Below are 15,873 nucleotides of genomic sequence, written 5' to 3' on the forward strand. Positions count from 1 at the left end.
TTGTTGTCGCATAGTATAAAATATGATAATATGTAGTTGAATAGGAATAAAATTAAAGAGGGTGAATTCATGTTGAAAATTGTACTAACAAGCTTATTTCTAACTGGAACAATATTTATTGTTAAAGAGGTAGTACCAAAATTGAAAATAAATTCTGCTCAAAGAAATAAAATAATTGAAGAAATGCAGTCGTTAGATATTAGTTTTGAAGAAGCTCAGAATAATTTGCTTCTAAAGAAACTAGCGGAAAAGTTTAATGTTAATAAGACAAATATAATGTGTAATTCTCAGTCCTGTAAATTAGGTGATCGAATAAGCTGTGAAAGTTATAAATATGGTTTCGTATCAGGAAACTTTATTGGTTCAGTAACTTCAGAAGCTGAAGGTTACGGTGAAATATTGATAATTAAAAGCGAAAACGCTATTTATCAAATGCCAATAGAATATATAAAAAGTGAAACTATATTAGTAATTAAGGGGTAATAAGGAATGAAAAAAATACTACTCATAGTTATGATAATGTTACTTTTAACAATGAATACATTTGCTGAGGAATCTATCAATAGCATAGAGGATAAGATTAGCAATCAGAATATAGAAATAAGAAATAAGATTAAGGAAAGTAAAATTGAAGGAGTGTCAGATGAAGATATAGATGCAGTTGTTAATGCTATACTATCAAGTACAAGTAGAAGTACTGAAAAAATTAATAGCTTTACAGATATTAAAAAAAATGCTGTCGAAGGACTTTTTAGATTGGCACTGTCGTTTAGAAAATATGCAGTGCCTTTCTATATGTTTATTTTAATCACTAACATATTCCTAGCAGGAACAATTGGTTCAAAAAGTCTTAGTAGGAGAAAGGCTTACATTATTGGTTCTGTTATTTTAACTGTGGTATTTATAGTTTTTATGAATGTACCAATATTTATAATTTATTATCAGAATACCCCTAATGCAGGTTCAATTGATTCTTTCTATATAGGAATGTACAGATTCATTTTATTCTTAAGGAATAATAGTATAGCCATATGTTCGGTACTATTTATATTAGGAGTTCTGAATAGTATTTTAGGATTAAATAATATACCTAGAAAAGTAGCAGGGCAATTTTATAAAAGAGTAGCTATAATTATGTTACTAGTTCTATGGCTACTACCACCTGTTGTTAATTTTATCTTGTAGAATGGAGTGTAGTAGGAATATGATAAATATTTTATTTGCTTTAAGTCAAAGTGAAAAAAAATCTAATGAAGAGAGAATTTTAAGCAAGTATAAGGAAACAATTGATGACTGTGGGTTTGAATACAGTCGTGAATATGATTATAATGGCATAGAAAGAAAATTAGCTGAAGAGAAATTTGATGTACTAGTTGTAAATGATCATTTAGAAGATAGGCAGATGCCATTATTTATATTTGATAGAATAACTGATAAATATCCAAAGTTAAATATTATAGTAGTAGCAAGAAAAGATGAGGATACTAATTATGTACGAGGCTTATATACTTTAGGAATTTACAATATTCTATATGTAGAAAGTACAACTCCGACAAGTGTAGTAAATTTAATTACTAACCCAAGAGGGAAACTGGATGCTAAGCATTATTTAGATATTGATGACATGGGTACTGCAAATTTTGACATAGATATGTCATTAATACCTGATGAGCAGGTAGAAAGCATTATTAGGAATTTGAAGAATGATAATAAGGACTGCACAGTTGTATTTGATGAAGTGGTAAGAACATACGATGATAAACAAATAACTTTTTTAGTTTCATTGTTAACAGATGATGTAATAGAGAAATTATCAAAATCAGGAAACGATCATTTTGAAAAATATCAAAATAGGATAAGAATCCTGAATGATGAATATGTTGAAAATAATTCACATAAAGAAAGAGAAGTCGTTGAGAAAGTAAAAACTATAACTAAAATAGAGAAGGAATATATAAATCGTATCCCTTCGGATTATAATAAAATAGTCGCTTTTGTTGGCGACAGGGGAAATGGAACAACTACTATAGTTGATTTTGTAGCTAGACTTTTTTCTGAAAAAAAGAAAAAAGTTGCTGTTATTGATTTATCGATGAACAATACTCTATATTACATGAAGTGTTGGGGTAATAGAGATATTACTGAAGATCAGAAAAATTCTTTAAAGAATCTAACCGAAGGGAATATAACTCCAATAAAAGTAAATGAATATTATACTTTATATACCAGTGAATATTCTATTATAGATAGCTCAAATAGTAATAGCAATTGGTTAATTGATCCTGATGTTGATTTATTCCAAGCTATTGAGAAAATAAGATATGATAATGATATAATAATAGTTGATTCTGACTTATCATTAAATGATAAAATAGATTCAAATTGGTTAAGCTATGGTTTAAACTCAATTTATTTGGTACATGACTTGAATGTACTCAATATTAAGCAAACTAAGAAAAAACTTCGTGATTTTATTGATAGTGGAGTAAATCCGATGAGAACGTTTTTGATTACTAATAAGTATATTAAAGGTAAAATTGGTCCTAAAGATATATTAGAGAGTATAATGAATCCTATTCAGTATGTTGAAAATGATACTGAAGAAAATAAAATCAATATATCGAAAACACATTTTAAAGTTAATTTTGATTACGAAATGTATCAGGACCTAATTTCATCTTATATGTATGTTGGTGAAAAAATTAGTATACCTGCAGAAGTAAGGGAACAAGTAAATGAAATTTGTTTACATATATATCCCGACACAAGCAGTGCTAAAAAAAGTGGAATATTTAGCAAAGGAAAACTTAAGAACTTATTGTCGTTCAGGAAATAGAGATAATAGTGTTTTAAATAATTAAAAGGATAATAATAATGGAAGAAAAAATATTTGATTATATTAAGAAATACAAATTTATAGAACTAAAAAATTCTGTTGAAGAGTATGATAGTATAGATATCTTTAACTTAGTTAATGAATTTTGGGAAGATCCAGGTATCAGCCTAAAGTACCTAAAAGATAAGTATTATATTGTGGGTTCTATTTATACAGTATTAAAGAATAATATCTCTGAGCAGTATTCTTTGTTTCTAAAGATGGTATGGTCACTAGATTTCTCTTCTAAAGAACTTACAGAGTTAACAGGAATCCCTAGCAAGAGGTTGAAAAATTTAATTTTTGATATTGAGTATAGGGATAAAACTTCTATTTGTCCCTTTTGTTATGAATCAGATAGCTATGTGATCAAATATAATTTGAAGTATAGTTCATTTCAATGTGAGTGTAACATGTGCAAAAAGAATATTACTTATTTCATTACAAAAAAAGAAGCAGAAGAGCTTAGAGAAAAAAACAAATCATTTGAAGAAACGATAGGAATAATAAAACAGGGTATGGATATGCATGACTGTCCTAATTGTGACAATAAATTATATTTGTATACAGATTACTTGGATAGTTCATATATAATATATTGCTCAAAATGTGATTATTCATCAAATGATCTTGCAAGTTTTATGACAGATGTACAAAAAAGCAAATGACATTTAACAACCATAGAGTAATTCTATGGTTGTATTTTTTTTGATTTTACTTGACAATGTATTTTGTAAATCTGTATAGTATTGTCAGATAAGAAGTACTAAATTGATTCATAAATAAAGATATTTTAAGGAGGAGTAAAAATGAAACGAACTATTTTTTTGTTAGCAGGTTTAACTATTTTTATACCGATTGCCTTAGATGTAAAGCTGTATACGTTTTCTAATGTTATTAAGGATACTATAAGTAATGCAGACTTAATAGGTTTTTGGGGAAGTTATACTGGAGGGATTCTAGGGGGCTTATGTACCTTAGTAGGAGTAGGATATACAATTAATCATAATAAAGAGGAAAAGAAGGAAGAAAAGAAAATAGAACTAAAGAAAGAAAATTATTCTAATGTAATGAAGAGTATTGCAAATGTGATAGTCATTATAGATGAACTAAAAATTGTAATTGAAGATTTGAGAAATAATCATATGAGAACAATTAGAGCGTTTTCAAAAGACTTAGAATTATATTCAAAAGAAGGGATTGCCAAAGAAAGATATGTAACAAGCTCAGGAGTATTGATTCAAGATTCCTTGAGATTATTAAGCATGAATAGTTCTTTAAAAAAAGAATTAGTATTACTTCAGTTGTTTGGAAAAGCTTTTACGCAATATTGTGAGAAAGATGAAATAGATTCTTGGTCGTTGTTAACTCAAAGTATGGATGGATGTTATAAACAAATTTCAAAAATCAAGGATTCCTATAATATAGAAGAAGTGTCTGATGAAGAGATGATAGGTAACTTTAATAAGTTTGATGAATTATATAAATTAGTTAGTATGAAAACAGATGATTTTATAGAAAGTATTAATTTGAGATTATAGGATAGTACTTTGAAAATAATCATCATAGCATGTATGTATAAAAATTTTGCAATGATATTCAGGTAAATATTATGACCTGTGAGGAATTTGCACAAAAGTATTTTAAGCAATGGGATAAGTGTAGAAGATTGAGAAAAGGATTAAGGGAATAGGGATACAAAGGTATAGTGAAAATTGAAAAAATGAAAAATTAACTTACTTTGAATATTAGGTACTTCATAAAAAAAGTAATACAATGCTGTATTTTTTATGTATAAACTCACGTAGTGTTTTTATAGTTTTTGATAGGCTTTTTTATATCATGTATTATTTAGACACATAAAAAAACCTAAAATCAGCTTATTATGATAAAATATAAGAAAGTTTTAGGATTTTATAAATTTTATTTTTTTATGATATACTGTTTAAGAATAAGGACGTGGATAGACAGTATATACTTATAAATAGATTTAAATTACTCTGTTTCAATCAAATTATAATGAGGAGAGATTGATGAATAACGTGGAACTTGGAAATACAATATTAATGTATATGAAAGAACAAAAGAAGTCTAGACTTGATTTAGCTCATGACCTTGGAACTTCAGTAGGAGTCATTAATAAAATTATACTTGGCAAGAAAGCAATAAAAAACACAGAACTAAATAATGTTGCTGAAGTTTTAAAAGTTAATGTAAATCAATTTTTACAAAAGAATCAAAAAATTGAAATGAATGAATTGGAGATAGAGCACCTGTATAGTAACATTGAGAATAAGGAACTCGCGGATTTTATATTTAGTCTTATAAAAAATCTTGCCGAAATGGAGACAGAACTTGATTCACACGGTTTACTAGAGCCTTAAAAAATATATTCTAAGATTTATAACTCACTTCTCATATTTGGTACTTCACTTCCTCCAGGATTGCCACCAGTCATTGAATGGAATCCTGAATCTAAAATATTTGCTCGCATAATACATTTAGAGCCAAATCGGTCCCTCAATTCATCAATAACTTTGTCAATAATCTCTCCTTTGTCATCAGGACTATCCTCTTCAAGCAAAAGCATTTGTCTTGGAGTATCTTGTGGAACTAGTTGAGCAACACGAACTTCGATGTGTCTTATAGGTGATTTATTATCCCATAGTTCATTAAACAGTTTTCGTGCGTATTTAACGATATCACTAGTAGAAGCTATTGAAAGGTTCAATTTGATTTGTTTTCGAATAACTTTAAAGTCTGAATCTTTAATTGATAATGAAACTAGAAAGGCTCTCATATTTCTGTTTCTTAACCGTGCTCCAATAGTTTCTGATAATGATGTTATCAAATTATAGGCATCGCGATAGTTAGTTATATCAAAACGGGAAGTTGAACTATTCCCTATAGATTCTATTTTTTTATGTTTAGGGTCATTGATAATTGAATGGTCTATACCAAGACAATAGTTATAAAGTTTGACACCATAAGAGTTAAGTATATCTCTCATGAACTCAGGACCATAGTTGACAATATCCTGAATTTTATTAATGCCGTATCTTCTAAGCTTCTTCTCAGTGGATGCACCAATACCGTGTAATTCTCGTATATCTAATGGAAACATCTTTCTTTTTATTTCCTCTTCATCGAGAAGAGTGTGTACCATATTAGGTTTTTTAAAACCGCTAGAAACCTTTGCAAGTAGCTTGTTGTAAGATATGCCAATATTAACACTAAAGCCTAATTCATCAAAAATGTGTTCTTTAATTTTGTGTGCTAACTCTATATAGTCATTGTACAAAAGCCCATGACCTTCAAAAGAAAGAAAACTTTCATCTATAGAATATGGCTCTACATGAGCACAATAAGATTTAAGAATATCATTCATAGCTCTACTGGACTTAATATAAATATCATACCTTGGTGGTATGCAAATTAAATCAGGACATAGATTACGAGCTTCCCATAGAGTCATACCTGTCTTAACTCCTAATTGTTTTGATATATCGCTTTTAGCAAGGACTATACCGTGTCGTGAGCTTTCCTGACCACCTATTACTGCAGGTATTTTTCTAATATCTATATTATGGCCATGTTGTAGTAGGTAAACTGCATGCATTGATAAATAGGCATTATTAATATCAACTAAAAAATAAATAGACATTGAATCACTTCCGTATAGTAAGAATTATAAGTTTAATGCGAACTTATGTTCTTATTATAATATATATGTATACTAACAGCAAGTTGTAGTTTTAGTAGATGATGCTTAAAGAACAAAAAAATAAAAAGAGCTCCATATGAAAGAGCTCTTTTTAGAATAATTAAAGTAGACATTAATTCAACTGCAGTATTAAATTTTTAATTCTTAATAAATAATCATTGTATCAGAATCCATTAACCTATAGATATATTGTGTTCCGTCATAATACCATATTTTATCATTATTGATGTAAATTAGTTCTACTATTTTACTAGTATTATTTTCTTCAATAGTAACAGTTCTAGCAGTGTAATATCTGATTGGTGTTCTAAAGAGAACTATAGTTAGAGTTAAGGTTATAATTACATTAATATAATTTTTCCATGAAAACATGATATTTTTCCTGAAAACTAAATACCGCAATATGAAATAAATTGATATAGAGAAACAGCAAATGTTTAGTAACAAGTTATTTGCATTATTTAAACTGTAAAAAAGCATGTATATTAAGCATAAACATGTAACTAAGTTGATAATGTTTTTATAGATCTTATAATGAATACTTTTTATATTATCTTCTTGTTCAATTTTTTGATTCAGTTTGTTTAACAGAAGCAAATACATAATCTCAAGAATACATAATAGTGGAAATACTGCACCAGTGATTGCTAATACAATAGTGCCACATAAAAAATAACTTACTATTGAATAATTTATAAATCCAAATTCACTTAAGTATGGATATTGTAAAGTTATTGCTCCAAGAAAATATGATGAAGTTATTATCATAGGAAAATTTAATCTAAAAAACTCTAAGGGGTTTGAAAAATTATCGTTAATGGGATCCATAATTGCCTCCTTTATACTATATAGTATCTTAATGTCCCAGAACTTTCTTTAAACCCACATTGTAACCAAAAAATTTCAGCTTCTGTATTAGCAGGGGTTGCTTCTATTATGGGACCAAAATTTTCTATAATTAATTTAACGGCTTTAGTACCGTAACCAGTTCTCCTAAATCCATTAAATATTTCGAAATGACATATTTTATCTATAAATTTGTCCTCTTCTGTATCAATTGCTAAAAAACCAATATCTACATTTTTCTCAGTAAATAAAAAGTATTGTTCGTACTTTTCACTTCTTCCAGAAGGAAGGTACTCTATATCATTTCTTTTCTCTAAATAGTCATCAACTTCATCAATTGATAAACGCTTCATTTCTAACATTACAACACTCCCTTTAATCCAAGCTAACTTGGACATAATCTACAGATGTATTTGTAAGCCTATCCATGTTATGCAAATATCTCTTTGCTACTTTTAAACTACTCCATCCGAAGTTTTCAGTAACCTTTGCAATATCACACCCGTTCTTAATTGAAAGAGATGCAGATGTGTGTCTAAACCAGTGAGGGCTTACATTCTTATTAATACCTGCCTTAGCACTAGCATTTTTAATAATTTTTCTTATATAGTCTTCAGTAACTCTATTATTAGTTCTTGTCGTTAAAAGATACTCATTGTTTTTAATATCAGGAATACTTATTTTACGGTCTAATGAGTCTCCATATTCATAAATGTATTCAAATACATCTGGCCTAACTTTGATCTCTCTATTTTTCTCACCTTTAGTATCATATATATAAATGCCTATGTTTCCATAGTCATCAGTGAAAAAGTCTTTCATTTTAATATTACATAATTCAGCTACTCTAAGTCCTGTAGTAATAAGAAGAGAACCAATGACAGCATTTCTTTTCTTTTCTTTTAATACTTCCCAAATCTTTTTAATTTCCTCTTCACTAAGAAATTTTTCTATCGGGCGAGAAGAGGGCTTAGGTTTATTAACCACTAGAAACGGATTGTATCTTAGGTAACCGATTTTTATTGAAAAAGAATACAAAGAACTAATTGCACTAATCCTTTGACTTTGTGTAGTTTTTTTAGATTCTTTTAGAGTATCAAGGTAATCTTGAATATCATTAAGAGTTATTTCTGCTAATGGTTTATCTACGAAATTGAAAAAAGTTGATATAGCAGTTTTATAACTCCTCCTGGTATTCTCAGATTTTAAGTTTCTATAAAACATCTTCAAAATAGCCTGATCGTTATTACTATACTCATTTTGAACAGACTGAATATTATTAATAGGTAAATTCATTAAATATCACCTCATTATTTAAAGCTTATCTTTCTAATTAAATGTTTGCTAACAATAAAGCATATGAAATTACCATTGAAAGAAATACAACTAAAGTTGCTATAGAAATCGCCTTTCTATTGTTAGTGATACCTGTAATATCTATATCACCACTTCCATTACTAGCTAATTTATGTCTCTTAGACAACATTAAGATATTCACCAATCCAAATATCAAATAACTGGCTTCGATATAATATAGAACTTTTGATGCTATAGACATTACAATTAATACTATTTCTATACTGTTGTGTATAATTAGTAAGATAATCGCCATATTTATTATAAATAATCCGAAACCTGCGAAACAGAACGTTTCTGTACTATTTTTATTAATTGTGTTCATACTTAACTCCTTTATTTAGTTAATTTTTCAATTCCGAAGTTTTCAATCAAAAATGGCTCCATAATTTCTCTTCTATTTTTTGAATCTTCCACTCCCCAATGGAGTATCTGTAAGTCAAACTTCTCTTGTGGAATATAAGTTTGATAATAATTATATATTTGTTCAGAGAGAGAACGATATATTTGGCCATCAATTACTTCCATCACTAAATTGTCACCTCTGTCAGTAAATATTACTTTTGTACAATTAGAAGTACGCTTAATTAGCTCAAACACACTAACATAATCACTTTTAATCTTTATCATAGGTGAATGCATACCATCGGCTCTATATAAATATGCAAATACATATTCCCCTTCAATGATGTGTTTATCTATATTATTATAAATTCTTTTGCTAAAATCAGATAATATCGGATCCTCTTCGAGACTTGAACTTTTAGAACATCGCTCGCATTCTCTTATGCACCAGGTATTAAGTTCACTACCGAAATATTGTTTGGCTTCACCGTTCTCGTATGTTCCGGGATTTAATGGTGCTTGGCCTAACTCATCATCAGTTGCATAACAAAATTCATCTGGATCCTCTTTGTTTAATAGATATTTAGGTCTACTTGATTTGCCCCAGGCCTTATTGCATTTTCTATCACATTCAGCCCATACTTGCTTTCCGAAGTATGTAATTATTTGCTTCATTAAAATCACTCCTATAAATTGTTATTTTTATTTCTATGTTTTACATCTGTAGTGTTTCTTCTCACTGAGTAACGAAGTTTTTCCTTATGTAGTTGAGTGTCAACCATTAAGGCCTGTATAGAGTATTCTCTAAATAGAAATATACTGACAACCCATATTAATGTTCCACCGATATGCCAATACAAATCATTTTGAATAGTGTCTAAGTGGGAATAACAATATCTTAACCATATAGCTGAAACTCCAATTATCATAGATGGAATACATATGATATTTAAAGTTCTCATTAGTTTTTTATATTTTATTAATAGGTCCATAATTATCTATTTTCAAATACTCCTTTCTACTTAATCTTAATAATATAGCATTCATAACAAGTCTAAAATTGTAATCATCTAAACCATCAAAGCAATTGAGTAAAGTATCTGTGGGATAATTATTGAACAGGTTAAAAGCAATTTTAATTATAGTCTTTGACGATGTACAAATACCGCTATCTAATATTTCCGGTTTTATTGAATGCTCATTAAAATTAAAAAATCACATAATTAGCAATTATCCATATATAGAACTATTTTGGAACATTATCATTATAAACCTATATTTAGTAAAATTATGATTAATAATCAATTTATCAGAACTAACGTTCCTTTATATATTATTATAACACTAATTTATTGGAAAAACTATAAAACATATTGATAACGGAAATTATCAATATGTTTTGTAAAATTGATTCTATATAGCGAAAGTTAGTTTTATCAATGTTTATGGCAAGAATTAAAACTACAACGTTATATATTGACATAATTCGATTTATATCGTAAAATTATATCTGTATAAAACGAAATTATATATATTACAAAGTGCAAAAAGGAGGGTGAGGATTTGAAAAACAAAACAACTCATAGGTTATTGATATTAAAGTTTTAAGAAAGAAGGTGATGATATGGAAGTACTTTTTCTTATAGTATGTTTATCAGTGGTTTTAATTCTTCTTCTTCTTATTAAGTTCACAAAAATCTTTAATATAGAAAACGTATATTATTTGATAGAACAAAGTAGGGAGAAAAAACTCAAACCTAATATATCATTATATGATGATTTTGGTGAGTACATGGAGAAATTAAATGAAAGTTACAAAGGTAGATTTTTAGATAACACAATTGTTGAAATATCTATTCTTTTAGCTACGATATTACTTAGTGCTGTATTGTATAAAGTCATAAAGATGCTTTTCGAAAAAATATTTATCAAGTCTAATGAAGATTTATCTGATATTATAAAATTTTCTATTGGTGTAGGAGCGGTATTAACTTCTTCATATATTACTACAAATTATTTTGTGTACTTTGTAGTTAAAATAATTATAGGTTAGGCAATGAGTAATAAACTAGTAAAAATGGTTTTCGAAACTAAATAAAGGGAGGAGAATATATGAATTATAGTTATATTCCAAGTCAAGGAGCTATAACAACAGCCATATTCATACTTTCATGTATTACATTTATTCTTTTTTGTTATCTAATAGACAAACAACTTATCGGATTTGTTTTATTTATCATGGCATTATTTATTTTTCCATATATTGGTTTTGTGTTTTTTATGCCTCCAGGGTTTTTGTTTTGAAGTAGTAAAAGTTCAAGTAAATTAACTTGATAAAGAAAGATAGTGGTAACAATATAAACTGAAAAGGTGAGGTAGAGTTATATGAGAAGTTCAAATCAATTATCTATAGAAATGGGTTTAGCGGTGGTAATCATTATAGTATCAATTTTATATCATTTTTTTGATTACCAGTCCTCTTCAAATACGGTGATATTTGAAGAAGATATAGAGATAGAATCTATAAATAAGGATACGCAATTGGAAGGTTCTATGTTAGGAAGTATTCTTAGTATTTCTGGAGAAGTTGAAGAAGAGGAAGAATATGTTGTAATGTTAAAAACGTTAAAAGAGGGGTGTAGCAAAGCAGTAAAATTTAGCGAAGATGATGTTAATTACTATGAATATGATGAAAATACTAATACACCTCATATAAGAATAACATGGAAAAAAAGAATAGATGATTCAAAAATATTTATGAATACAATTGATGAGAGGTATAGAGAATTTACCGAAACCAATGGTATAGTTATGCGTATTGATATATACGTACCAAAAGGGAGCAGTGAAAAGGGATTTTCTAATAATAGTGAAAGCTAAGTATTGGAATGCATGAAAATTATAGCATTTATGATTAGATTAAAAATGGGGCTTCACAGCCCCAGAATAACAGATGAAATCAATATGATTAATCTTATAGACTTTCTACTTTATAATATCATTATTTATATATATTTTATGATCTTTTTCTTTTCCTGATGTTCCAATTGAAATGGTATTAGAACTTTTATTCGAATCATCAAAAAAGTTATAAATTATAACAGGCTCTGCTTTATTTAGACCTACATAGATACATTCTTTTTCGTTCATATTTCCCTCCCTACTTTATCTTTATGAATATTATATTCTAATTCCTACAAAAAAACAAAACAGCTAACAAGAAATTATAGTTTTGTATAAAAATTCGGTTTTTATAACCTTAAGGAATAACATTATCAAACAAGAAACATTATATATAGTAGATAAGATTTATGATATAATATTAGTAGTATTTAAAACGAACACATACATATATTTCAGAAATGGAGGAGATATTAATGGATAAAACAAGTTGCTCTAATTATACAAATGTTGAAGTAGATTATGGAGATAAAATCAGTAAGAGAATCTACAGCGTATTAGATTTCTTAAATTGGTATAATAGCAATCAAATAGATATCGATTATAAAGAAAGCATATCGACTATTACAGATGAAGAAATTTATAAAGTAATAAGTTGCATTATTCATAGAGTGCCACTTCCACAAATAATTCTAACTTTGGAGACGATACCAGATGAATTGAAGATAATAAGAAAAATAATTTATGGAGAAAAATTAATTGCTATAATACTTAGTTTTGTAAATTCTGAAATAGTATTAAATGAGTTCTCAGATTATTTATTCGCAGGTTATAGATATGATGATTTATCGGATCGTATAAAAGAAAATTTATTGACCTATGAATTATTTATTACGGAAGTAAAAGACTCATCAAGAAATCAGAAAGAAATATTGTCAAATATGTTAGTTAGTTATGCTGACTAATATGAACATAGACTTAGTTTTAAGAAGGGAATGTAAAAGTGATGTTTAATTTCAATAAAGTAGATTCTTCGGATTTGGAGCGAAGGGTATTAGATATATTTGAAGATACTGAAATTCTTAGCAAAGATGAAGCAGAAGAAATCATTAAGAATCAGAAATTTGTTAAGGGGTTTGAAAAATTAGAAAAGAAATTAGAAGAAGCTGAAGCTATTTTTGATACTCTAAAAGGGATCATAAAAGAACAGGAGAAATTAAAAAAATATATATCATATCAAAGTATTAATATGTTATTAGATAGGTATGGTGATGGTGCAGTTGCAAAAAGTACCTTACATACTTGGGGTTCAAAAGGAGAATTTGGAGAATCAATTACTGAAGGAGAATTATTTCCTCTTTCTTACGATGTATATAAGAACAAATATTTTTTAAAGGAAGAAGTTCTAAAGTATTTACTAAAGACTAACAAATTGAAACCTAAATATGATATTTTAGATAAATTAAGTCATTATACTGTACTTGATTATGTATTGTCTGATGATAATCGGTTAATGTATTTTTGTAGAGACTTTGCTGAAGACTATGATGCTTTATGTGATTGCGATCCTAATGTAAGGAGAATTTTCAGGCGTATAAAGAGATAGCTAAATAGAAAGGAGGACTACATGAAAATATCGTTAAGATTAGATAAAGATAATGCTGATATATTAAGAAAGATTAAGGAAAAGAATGCTGAAATAAATTATGAAGTTGTTCTTAGAGAAAACATGATCATTGTTACTTTTACTGAAATGAGAATTGATAAAATTGATTATCGGGATGCACCTAATAAGTTCTATAACGAATTATTACTATCATTATCTGAGAGTGAAATTGAATATGAATTATCAGAAGAAGAGGAGAGCATAGTAATTAAAGAGCTTGTTGAGAAAAGTGTATTACTAAAATTAACTCTAGATAACACAATTAAGTATAAAAGATATAAAGAGAATAATGACGGCTCAAATAATAAGCTATTAAATGAGCTTATAGCCTTTGGGTTAGAGAATTTGAATAAAGATAATAAATAAAACTTGAAATTATTGATGTAGATAAATTATGATATGGTATACAAAAAAATTATGGGAGAGTGATATATATGATATTAGATGGATTAAAACCATTGTATGCTGATATGCGTAAAAATAATTTGGAGAGATGTAAGTTTAAATTTGTTTATAATAAAGTAGAATTTGAAGTGTTATACTTTATCGATTGTATCCCAAATAAATTATCTTTTGGAGTTTTAGAAAAAAACTTCTATTTTGAAAAAGAGGTAAAAAAGGGATTTGAAATTACAGAGTATATTGAAGAATACTTAAAACTTTGTGAAATTCTTGAACTAAAATTTAGTAAAGATGGAAAGTTTAAGCCATTCTACTTTTTTGAATTGTTAAATAGAAAAATTCCTCATAATGTAGACAGCACTAAAAAGTATTTACCTAGTGATGGTATAAGACATGATACAAGAAATAATGAAGATAAAATATATTTCTTCGGATGGCTAGACAATAAACATGTTAATCAAAAAGTTTCAGAAGAAAATCTACAGAAAACAAAGGCCTATTTAGGGGTAGAAGCATATACAATGTGCAAAAGAAATAATATTAGTAGTAGATGGACAGCGAAAAATGGTGATAGAAAAGATTATTTTCTATGGGGGAGTGACTAATGTTATATACAGTAGCAGGGTTATCAGCAGTGGTACTTATACAAACTATGGTACTAAAAAAGAAAGATAATTTAATAAAGAAGATAGATGCGGACAGTAAAATTTATAGAGAAAAAGCTGTGGATACTGAAAAGAATATAATACTTTCTAAAATACTTGCTGTATCAATGGAAAAGGCTCCTATAAAACAATCATGTGATAAATTGGTAAGTGTCTTTTGTAATTATTTTAATGTAGATTATTGCACATTGTTATTGGTAGATGATCGTTCTGACTTCAATGTTGTTTCATCAAATATTAGAGAACCTGAAGAACTTAAAAAGTTAGAAATTTTTACTAGAAGAAGTATAAATAATTTTACTGCAGGTCAAGAGGCGATTGCTTATTCCTCTTCTAATATGGAATTAGAATATGATTTTGCAAAAAGAAGAGGGATAAAATATTACTATATGATTCCATTAAAAAGCAATGAAGGTATGATAGGTGCCTTAGTAATAGAAAATTCAAATAATACGAATCCACGGGAAGGTTTTGAAGAGGACTTTTTTAATATAATTATTGAAAATACCAGTATGGTAGTTCAAAACTTTATTTATGATGATAAGATTGTTTCTATGGCTCTTAAAGATGGTTTAACAGGGATATATAATAGAGCATATATGCTTAGACATATGGAAGAGGAAAATGAAATACATATTAATTCTGGGGATTCCTATACACTTGTAATGTTAGATATAGATTATTTTAAAAAATTCAATGATACCTATGGCCATCTTTTTGGTGATGAGGTATTAAGGTGTTTAGCTAAGTATTTTCAAGATAACCTTAGAGATACAGATTATATAGCTAGGTATGGTGGAGAAGAGTTTATGTTATTTTTCCCTAGATCTAAGAATGAAGAAATATTACCTAGACTAGAAATTCTAAGAGAAGGTTTATCTAAAATGCCTGTTTCAATGGAAGTTGATGGTAAGATAGAAACATGTTTTGTTACAGCATCATTTGGAATGTCAGAATATCCTCGTGACGCACTGAGCAGTAAAAAGCTTATAGAGTGTTCTGATAAAGCTCTATATATTTCTAAGGCTAAAGGCAGAAATTGTGTGACTGTATATAATATAGCCAGGTAAAATAAATTATAAGTTAAAATAAG

Annotated in this window: 21 protein-coding genes; 14 read left to right on the plus strand and 7 right to left on the minus strand. The window is 27.9% G+C overall.

What is annotated here, in order from left to right; genetic code table 11:
- Window positions 1-69 precede the first annotated feature (69 nt).
- From N4A40_12730 to N4A40_12755, 6 genes are all read left to right on the plus strand, one after another.
- Entirely contained in the window at window positions 70-483 is a 414-nt protein-coding gene (locus N4A40_12730) for a hypothetical protein (GenBank protein MCT4662719.1), read from the plus strand.
- Window positions 484-489: 6 nt separating this feature from the next.
- Complete coding sequence (locus N4A40_12735) at window positions 490-1,185, plus strand: hypothetical protein (GenBank protein MCT4662720.1); 696 nt, start codon at window positions 490-492, stop codon at window positions 1,183-1,185.
- Between the two features lie 19 nt (window positions 1,186-1,204).
- Window positions 1,205-2,836, plus strand: a complete 1,632-nt coding sequence (locus N4A40_12740) for a hypothetical protein (protein ID MCT4662721.1) — start codon at window positions 1,205-1,207, stop codon at window positions 2,834-2,836.
- 38 nt (window positions 2,837-2,874) lie between these two features.
- Window positions 2,875-3,543, plus strand: a complete 669-nt coding sequence (locus tag N4A40_12745) for a hypothetical protein (protein MCT4662722.1) — start codon at window positions 2,875-2,877, stop codon at window positions 3,541-3,543.
- Window positions 3,544-3,684: 141 nt separating this feature from the next.
- Window positions 3,685-4,416: a hypothetical protein gene (locus N4A40_12750; GenBank protein MCT4662723.1), complete on the plus strand. Its 732-nt coding sequence runs from the start codon at window positions 3,685-3,687 to the stop codon at window positions 4,414-4,416.
- A 492-nt stretch (window positions 4,417-4,908) separates the two neighbouring features.
- Window positions 4,909-5,259 carry a helix-turn-helix domain-containing protein gene (locus N4A40_12755; protein ID MCT4662724.1) on the plus strand — a complete coding sequence of 117 codons (351 nt, stop codon included), beginning with the start codon at window positions 4,909-4,911 and terminating at the stop codon, window positions 5,257-5,259.
- A gap of 17 nt (window positions 5,260-5,276) precedes the next feature.
- Here N4A40_12755 and N4A40_12760 read toward each other — a convergent pair whose 3' ends face one another.
- The 6 genes from N4A40_12760 to N4A40_12785 all read right to left on the minus strand — a co-directional run bounded on the left by N4A40_12760 (window position 5,277) and on the right by N4A40_12785 (window position 9,821).
- Entirely contained in the window at window positions 5,277-6,539 is a 1,263-nt protein-coding gene (locus N4A40_12760; GenBank protein MCT4662725.1) for a DNA polymerase IV, read from the minus strand.
- Between the two features lie 204 nt (window positions 6,540-6,743).
- A complete protein-coding gene (locus N4A40_12765; GenBank protein ID MCT4662726.1) occupies window positions 6,744-7,427 on the minus strand; it encodes a hypothetical protein in 684 nt (227 codons plus the stop codon).
- 11 nt (window positions 7,428-7,438) lie between these two features.
- Entirely contained in the window at window positions 7,439-7,807 is a 369-nt protein-coding gene (locus N4A40_12770; protein ID MCT4662727.1) for a hypothetical protein, read from the minus strand.
- Window positions 7,808-7,820: 13 nt separating this feature from the next.
- Window positions 7,821-8,741, minus strand: coding sequence for a tyrosine-type recombinase/integrase (locus N4A40_12775; protein MCT4662728.1), 921 nt, complete (start codon window positions 8,739-8,741; stop codon window positions 7,821-7,823).
- Window positions 8,742-8,778: 37 nt separating this feature from the next.
- A complete protein-coding gene (locus tag N4A40_12780; protein ID MCT4662729.1) occupies window positions 8,779-9,126 on the minus strand; it encodes a hypothetical protein in 348 nt (115 codons plus the stop codon).
- Between the two features lie 11 nt (window positions 9,127-9,137).
- A complete protein-coding gene (locus N4A40_12785; GenBank protein ID MCT4662730.1) occupies window positions 9,138-9,821 on the minus strand; it encodes a hypothetical protein in 684 nt (227 codons plus the stop codon).
- A gap of 949 nt (window positions 9,822-10,770) precedes the next feature.
- Between N4A40_12785 and N4A40_12790 the strand changes: the two genes are divergently transcribed.
- From N4A40_12790 to N4A40_12800, 3 genes are all read left to right on the plus strand, one after another.
- Window positions 10,771-11,199: a hypothetical protein gene (locus N4A40_12790; protein ID MCT4662731.1), complete on the plus strand. Its 429-nt coding sequence runs from the start codon at window positions 10,771-10,773 to the stop codon at window positions 11,197-11,199.
- Window positions 11,200-11,258: 59 nt separating this feature from the next.
- Window positions 11,259-11,450, plus strand: a complete 192-nt coding sequence (locus N4A40_12795; protein MCT4662732.1) for a hypothetical protein — start codon at window positions 11,259-11,261, stop codon at window positions 11,448-11,450.
- Between the two features lie 81 nt (window positions 11,451-11,531).
- Window positions 11,532-12,026, plus strand: coding sequence for a hypothetical protein (locus tag N4A40_12800; protein ID MCT4662733.1), 495 nt, complete (start codon window positions 11,532-11,534; stop codon window positions 12,024-12,026).
- A 105-nt stretch (window positions 12,027-12,131) separates the two neighbouring features.
- Here N4A40_12800 and N4A40_12805 read toward each other — a convergent pair whose 3' ends face one another.
- Complete coding sequence (locus N4A40_12805) at window positions 12,132-12,296, minus strand: hypothetical protein (protein MCT4662734.1); 165 nt, start codon at window positions 12,294-12,296, stop codon at window positions 12,132-12,134.
- A 227-nt stretch (window positions 12,297-12,523) separates the two neighbouring features.
- Here N4A40_12805 and N4A40_12810 point away from each other — a divergent pair, with 227 nt between their 5' ends.
- The 5 genes from N4A40_12810 to N4A40_12830 all read left to right on the plus strand — a co-directional run bounded on the left by N4A40_12810 (window position 12,524) and on the right by N4A40_12830 (window position 15,850).
- The gene (locus tag N4A40_12810) at window positions 12,524-13,012 is read left to right on the plus strand and encodes a hypothetical protein (protein MCT4662735.1); all 489 of its coding nucleotides are present in this window, start codon (window positions 12,524-12,526) and stop codon (window positions 13,010-13,012) included.
- A 41-nt stretch (window positions 13,013-13,053) separates the two neighbouring features.
- Window positions 13,054-13,653, plus strand: a complete 600-nt coding sequence (locus tag N4A40_12815) for a hypothetical protein (GenBank protein MCT4662736.1) — start codon at window positions 13,054-13,056, stop codon at window positions 13,651-13,653.
- A 21-nt stretch (window positions 13,654-13,674) separates the two neighbouring features.
- A complete protein-coding gene (locus tag N4A40_12820; protein ID MCT4662737.1) occupies window positions 13,675-14,079 on the plus strand; it encodes a hypothetical protein in 405 nt (134 codons plus the stop codon).
- A gap of 68 nt (window positions 14,080-14,147) precedes the next feature.
- Window positions 14,148-14,720 carry a DUF6037 family protein gene (locus N4A40_12825; protein ID MCT4662738.1) on the plus strand — a complete coding sequence of 191 codons (573 nt, stop codon included), beginning with the start codon at window positions 14,148-14,150 and terminating at the stop codon, window positions 14,718-14,720.
- On the plus strand, window positions 14,720-15,850 hold the full coding sequence (locus tag N4A40_12830) for a GGDEF domain-containing protein (GenBank protein ID MCT4662739.1): 1,131 nt from the start codon (window positions 14,720-14,722) through the stop codon (window positions 15,848-15,850). Before N4A40_12825 ends, N4A40_12830 begins: the two co-directional genes overlap by 1 nt.
- The last annotated feature ends 23 nt before the right edge of the window (window positions 15,851-15,873 follow it).

Source organism: Tissierellales bacterium (genome assembly GCA_025210965.1).
Lineage (GTDB): Bacteria > Bacillota > Clostridia > Tissierellales > JAOAQY01 > JAOAQY01.

Excerpts from the sequence above, each read along its gene's own strand:
- N4A40_12735 (MCT4662720.1), top strand. The coding sequence starts at position 490 with ATGAAAAAAATACTACTCATAGTTATGATAATGTTACTTTTAACAATG.
- N4A40_12820 (MCT4662737.1), top strand. The coding sequence starts at position 13,675 with ATGAAAATATCGTTAAGATTAGATAAAGATAATGCTGATATATTAAGA.
- N4A40_12760 (MCT4662725.1), bottom strand. The coding sequence starts at position 6,539 with ATGTCTATTTATTTTTTAGTTGATATTAATAATGCCTATTTATCAATG.
- N4A40_12800 (MCT4662733.1), top strand. The coding sequence starts at position 11,532 with ATGAGAAGTTCAAATCAATTATCTATAGAAATGGGTTTAGCGGTGGTA.
- N4A40_12765 (MCT4662726.1), bottom strand. The coding sequence starts at position 7,427 with ATGGATCCCATTAACGATAATTTTTCAAACCCCTTAGAGTTTTTTAGA.
- N4A40_12745 (MCT4662722.1), top strand. The coding sequence starts at position 2,875 with ATGGAAGAAAAAATATTTGATTATATTAAGAAATACAAATTTATAGAA.
- N4A40_12825 (MCT4662738.1), top strand. The coding sequence starts at position 14,148 with ATGATATTAGATGGATTAAAACCATTGTATGCTGATATGCGTAAAAAT.
- N4A40_12785 (MCT4662730.1), bottom strand. The coding sequence starts at position 9,821 with ATGAAGCAAATAATTACATACTTCGGAAAGCAAGTATGGGCTGAATGT.
- N4A40_12810 (MCT4662735.1), top strand. The coding sequence starts at position 12,524 with ATGGATAAAACAAGTTGCTCTAATTATACAAATGTTGAAGTAGATTAT.
- N4A40_12780 (MCT4662729.1), bottom strand. The coding sequence starts at position 9,126 with ATGAACACAATTAATAAAAATAGTACAGAAACGTTCTGTTTCGCAGGT.
- N4A40_12795 (MCT4662732.1), top strand. The coding sequence starts at position 11,259 with ATGAATTATAGTTATATTCCAAGTCAAGGAGCTATAACAACAGCCATA.
- N4A40_12770 (MCT4662727.1), bottom strand. The coding sequence starts at position 7,807 with ATGTTAGAAATGAAGCGTTTATCAATTGATGAAGTTGATGACTATTTA.
- N4A40_12750 (MCT4662723.1), top strand. The coding sequence starts at position 3,685 with ATGAAACGAACTATTTTTTTGTTAGCAGGTTTAACTATTTTTATACCG.
- N4A40_12755 (MCT4662724.1), top strand. The coding sequence starts at position 4,909 with ATGAATAACGTGGAACTTGGAAATACAATATTAATGTATATGAAAGAA.
- N4A40_12740 (MCT4662721.1), top strand. The coding sequence starts at position 1,205 with ATGATAAATATTTTATTTGCTTTAAGTCAAAGTGAAAAAAAATCTAAT.
- N4A40_12815 (MCT4662736.1), top strand. The coding sequence starts at position 13,054 with ATGTTTAATTTCAATAAAGTAGATTCTTCGGATTTGGAGCGAAGGGTA.
- N4A40_12790 (MCT4662731.1), top strand. The coding sequence starts at position 10,771 with ATGGAAGTACTTTTTCTTATAGTATGTTTATCAGTGGTTTTAATTCTT.
- N4A40_12730 (MCT4662719.1), top strand. The coding sequence starts at position 70 with ATGTTGAAAATTGTACTAACAAGCTTATTTCTAACTGGAACAATATTT.
- N4A40_12830 (MCT4662739.1), top strand. The coding sequence starts at position 14,720 with ATGTTATATACAGTAGCAGGGTTATCAGCAGTGGTACTTATACAAACT.
- N4A40_12775 (MCT4662728.1), bottom strand. The coding sequence starts at position 8,741 with ATGAATTTACCTATTAATAATATTCAGTCTGTTCAAAATGAGTATAGT.
- N4A40_12805 (MCT4662734.1), bottom strand. The coding sequence starts at position 12,296 with ATGAACGAAAAAGAATGTATCTATGTAGGTCTAAATAAAGCAGAGCCT.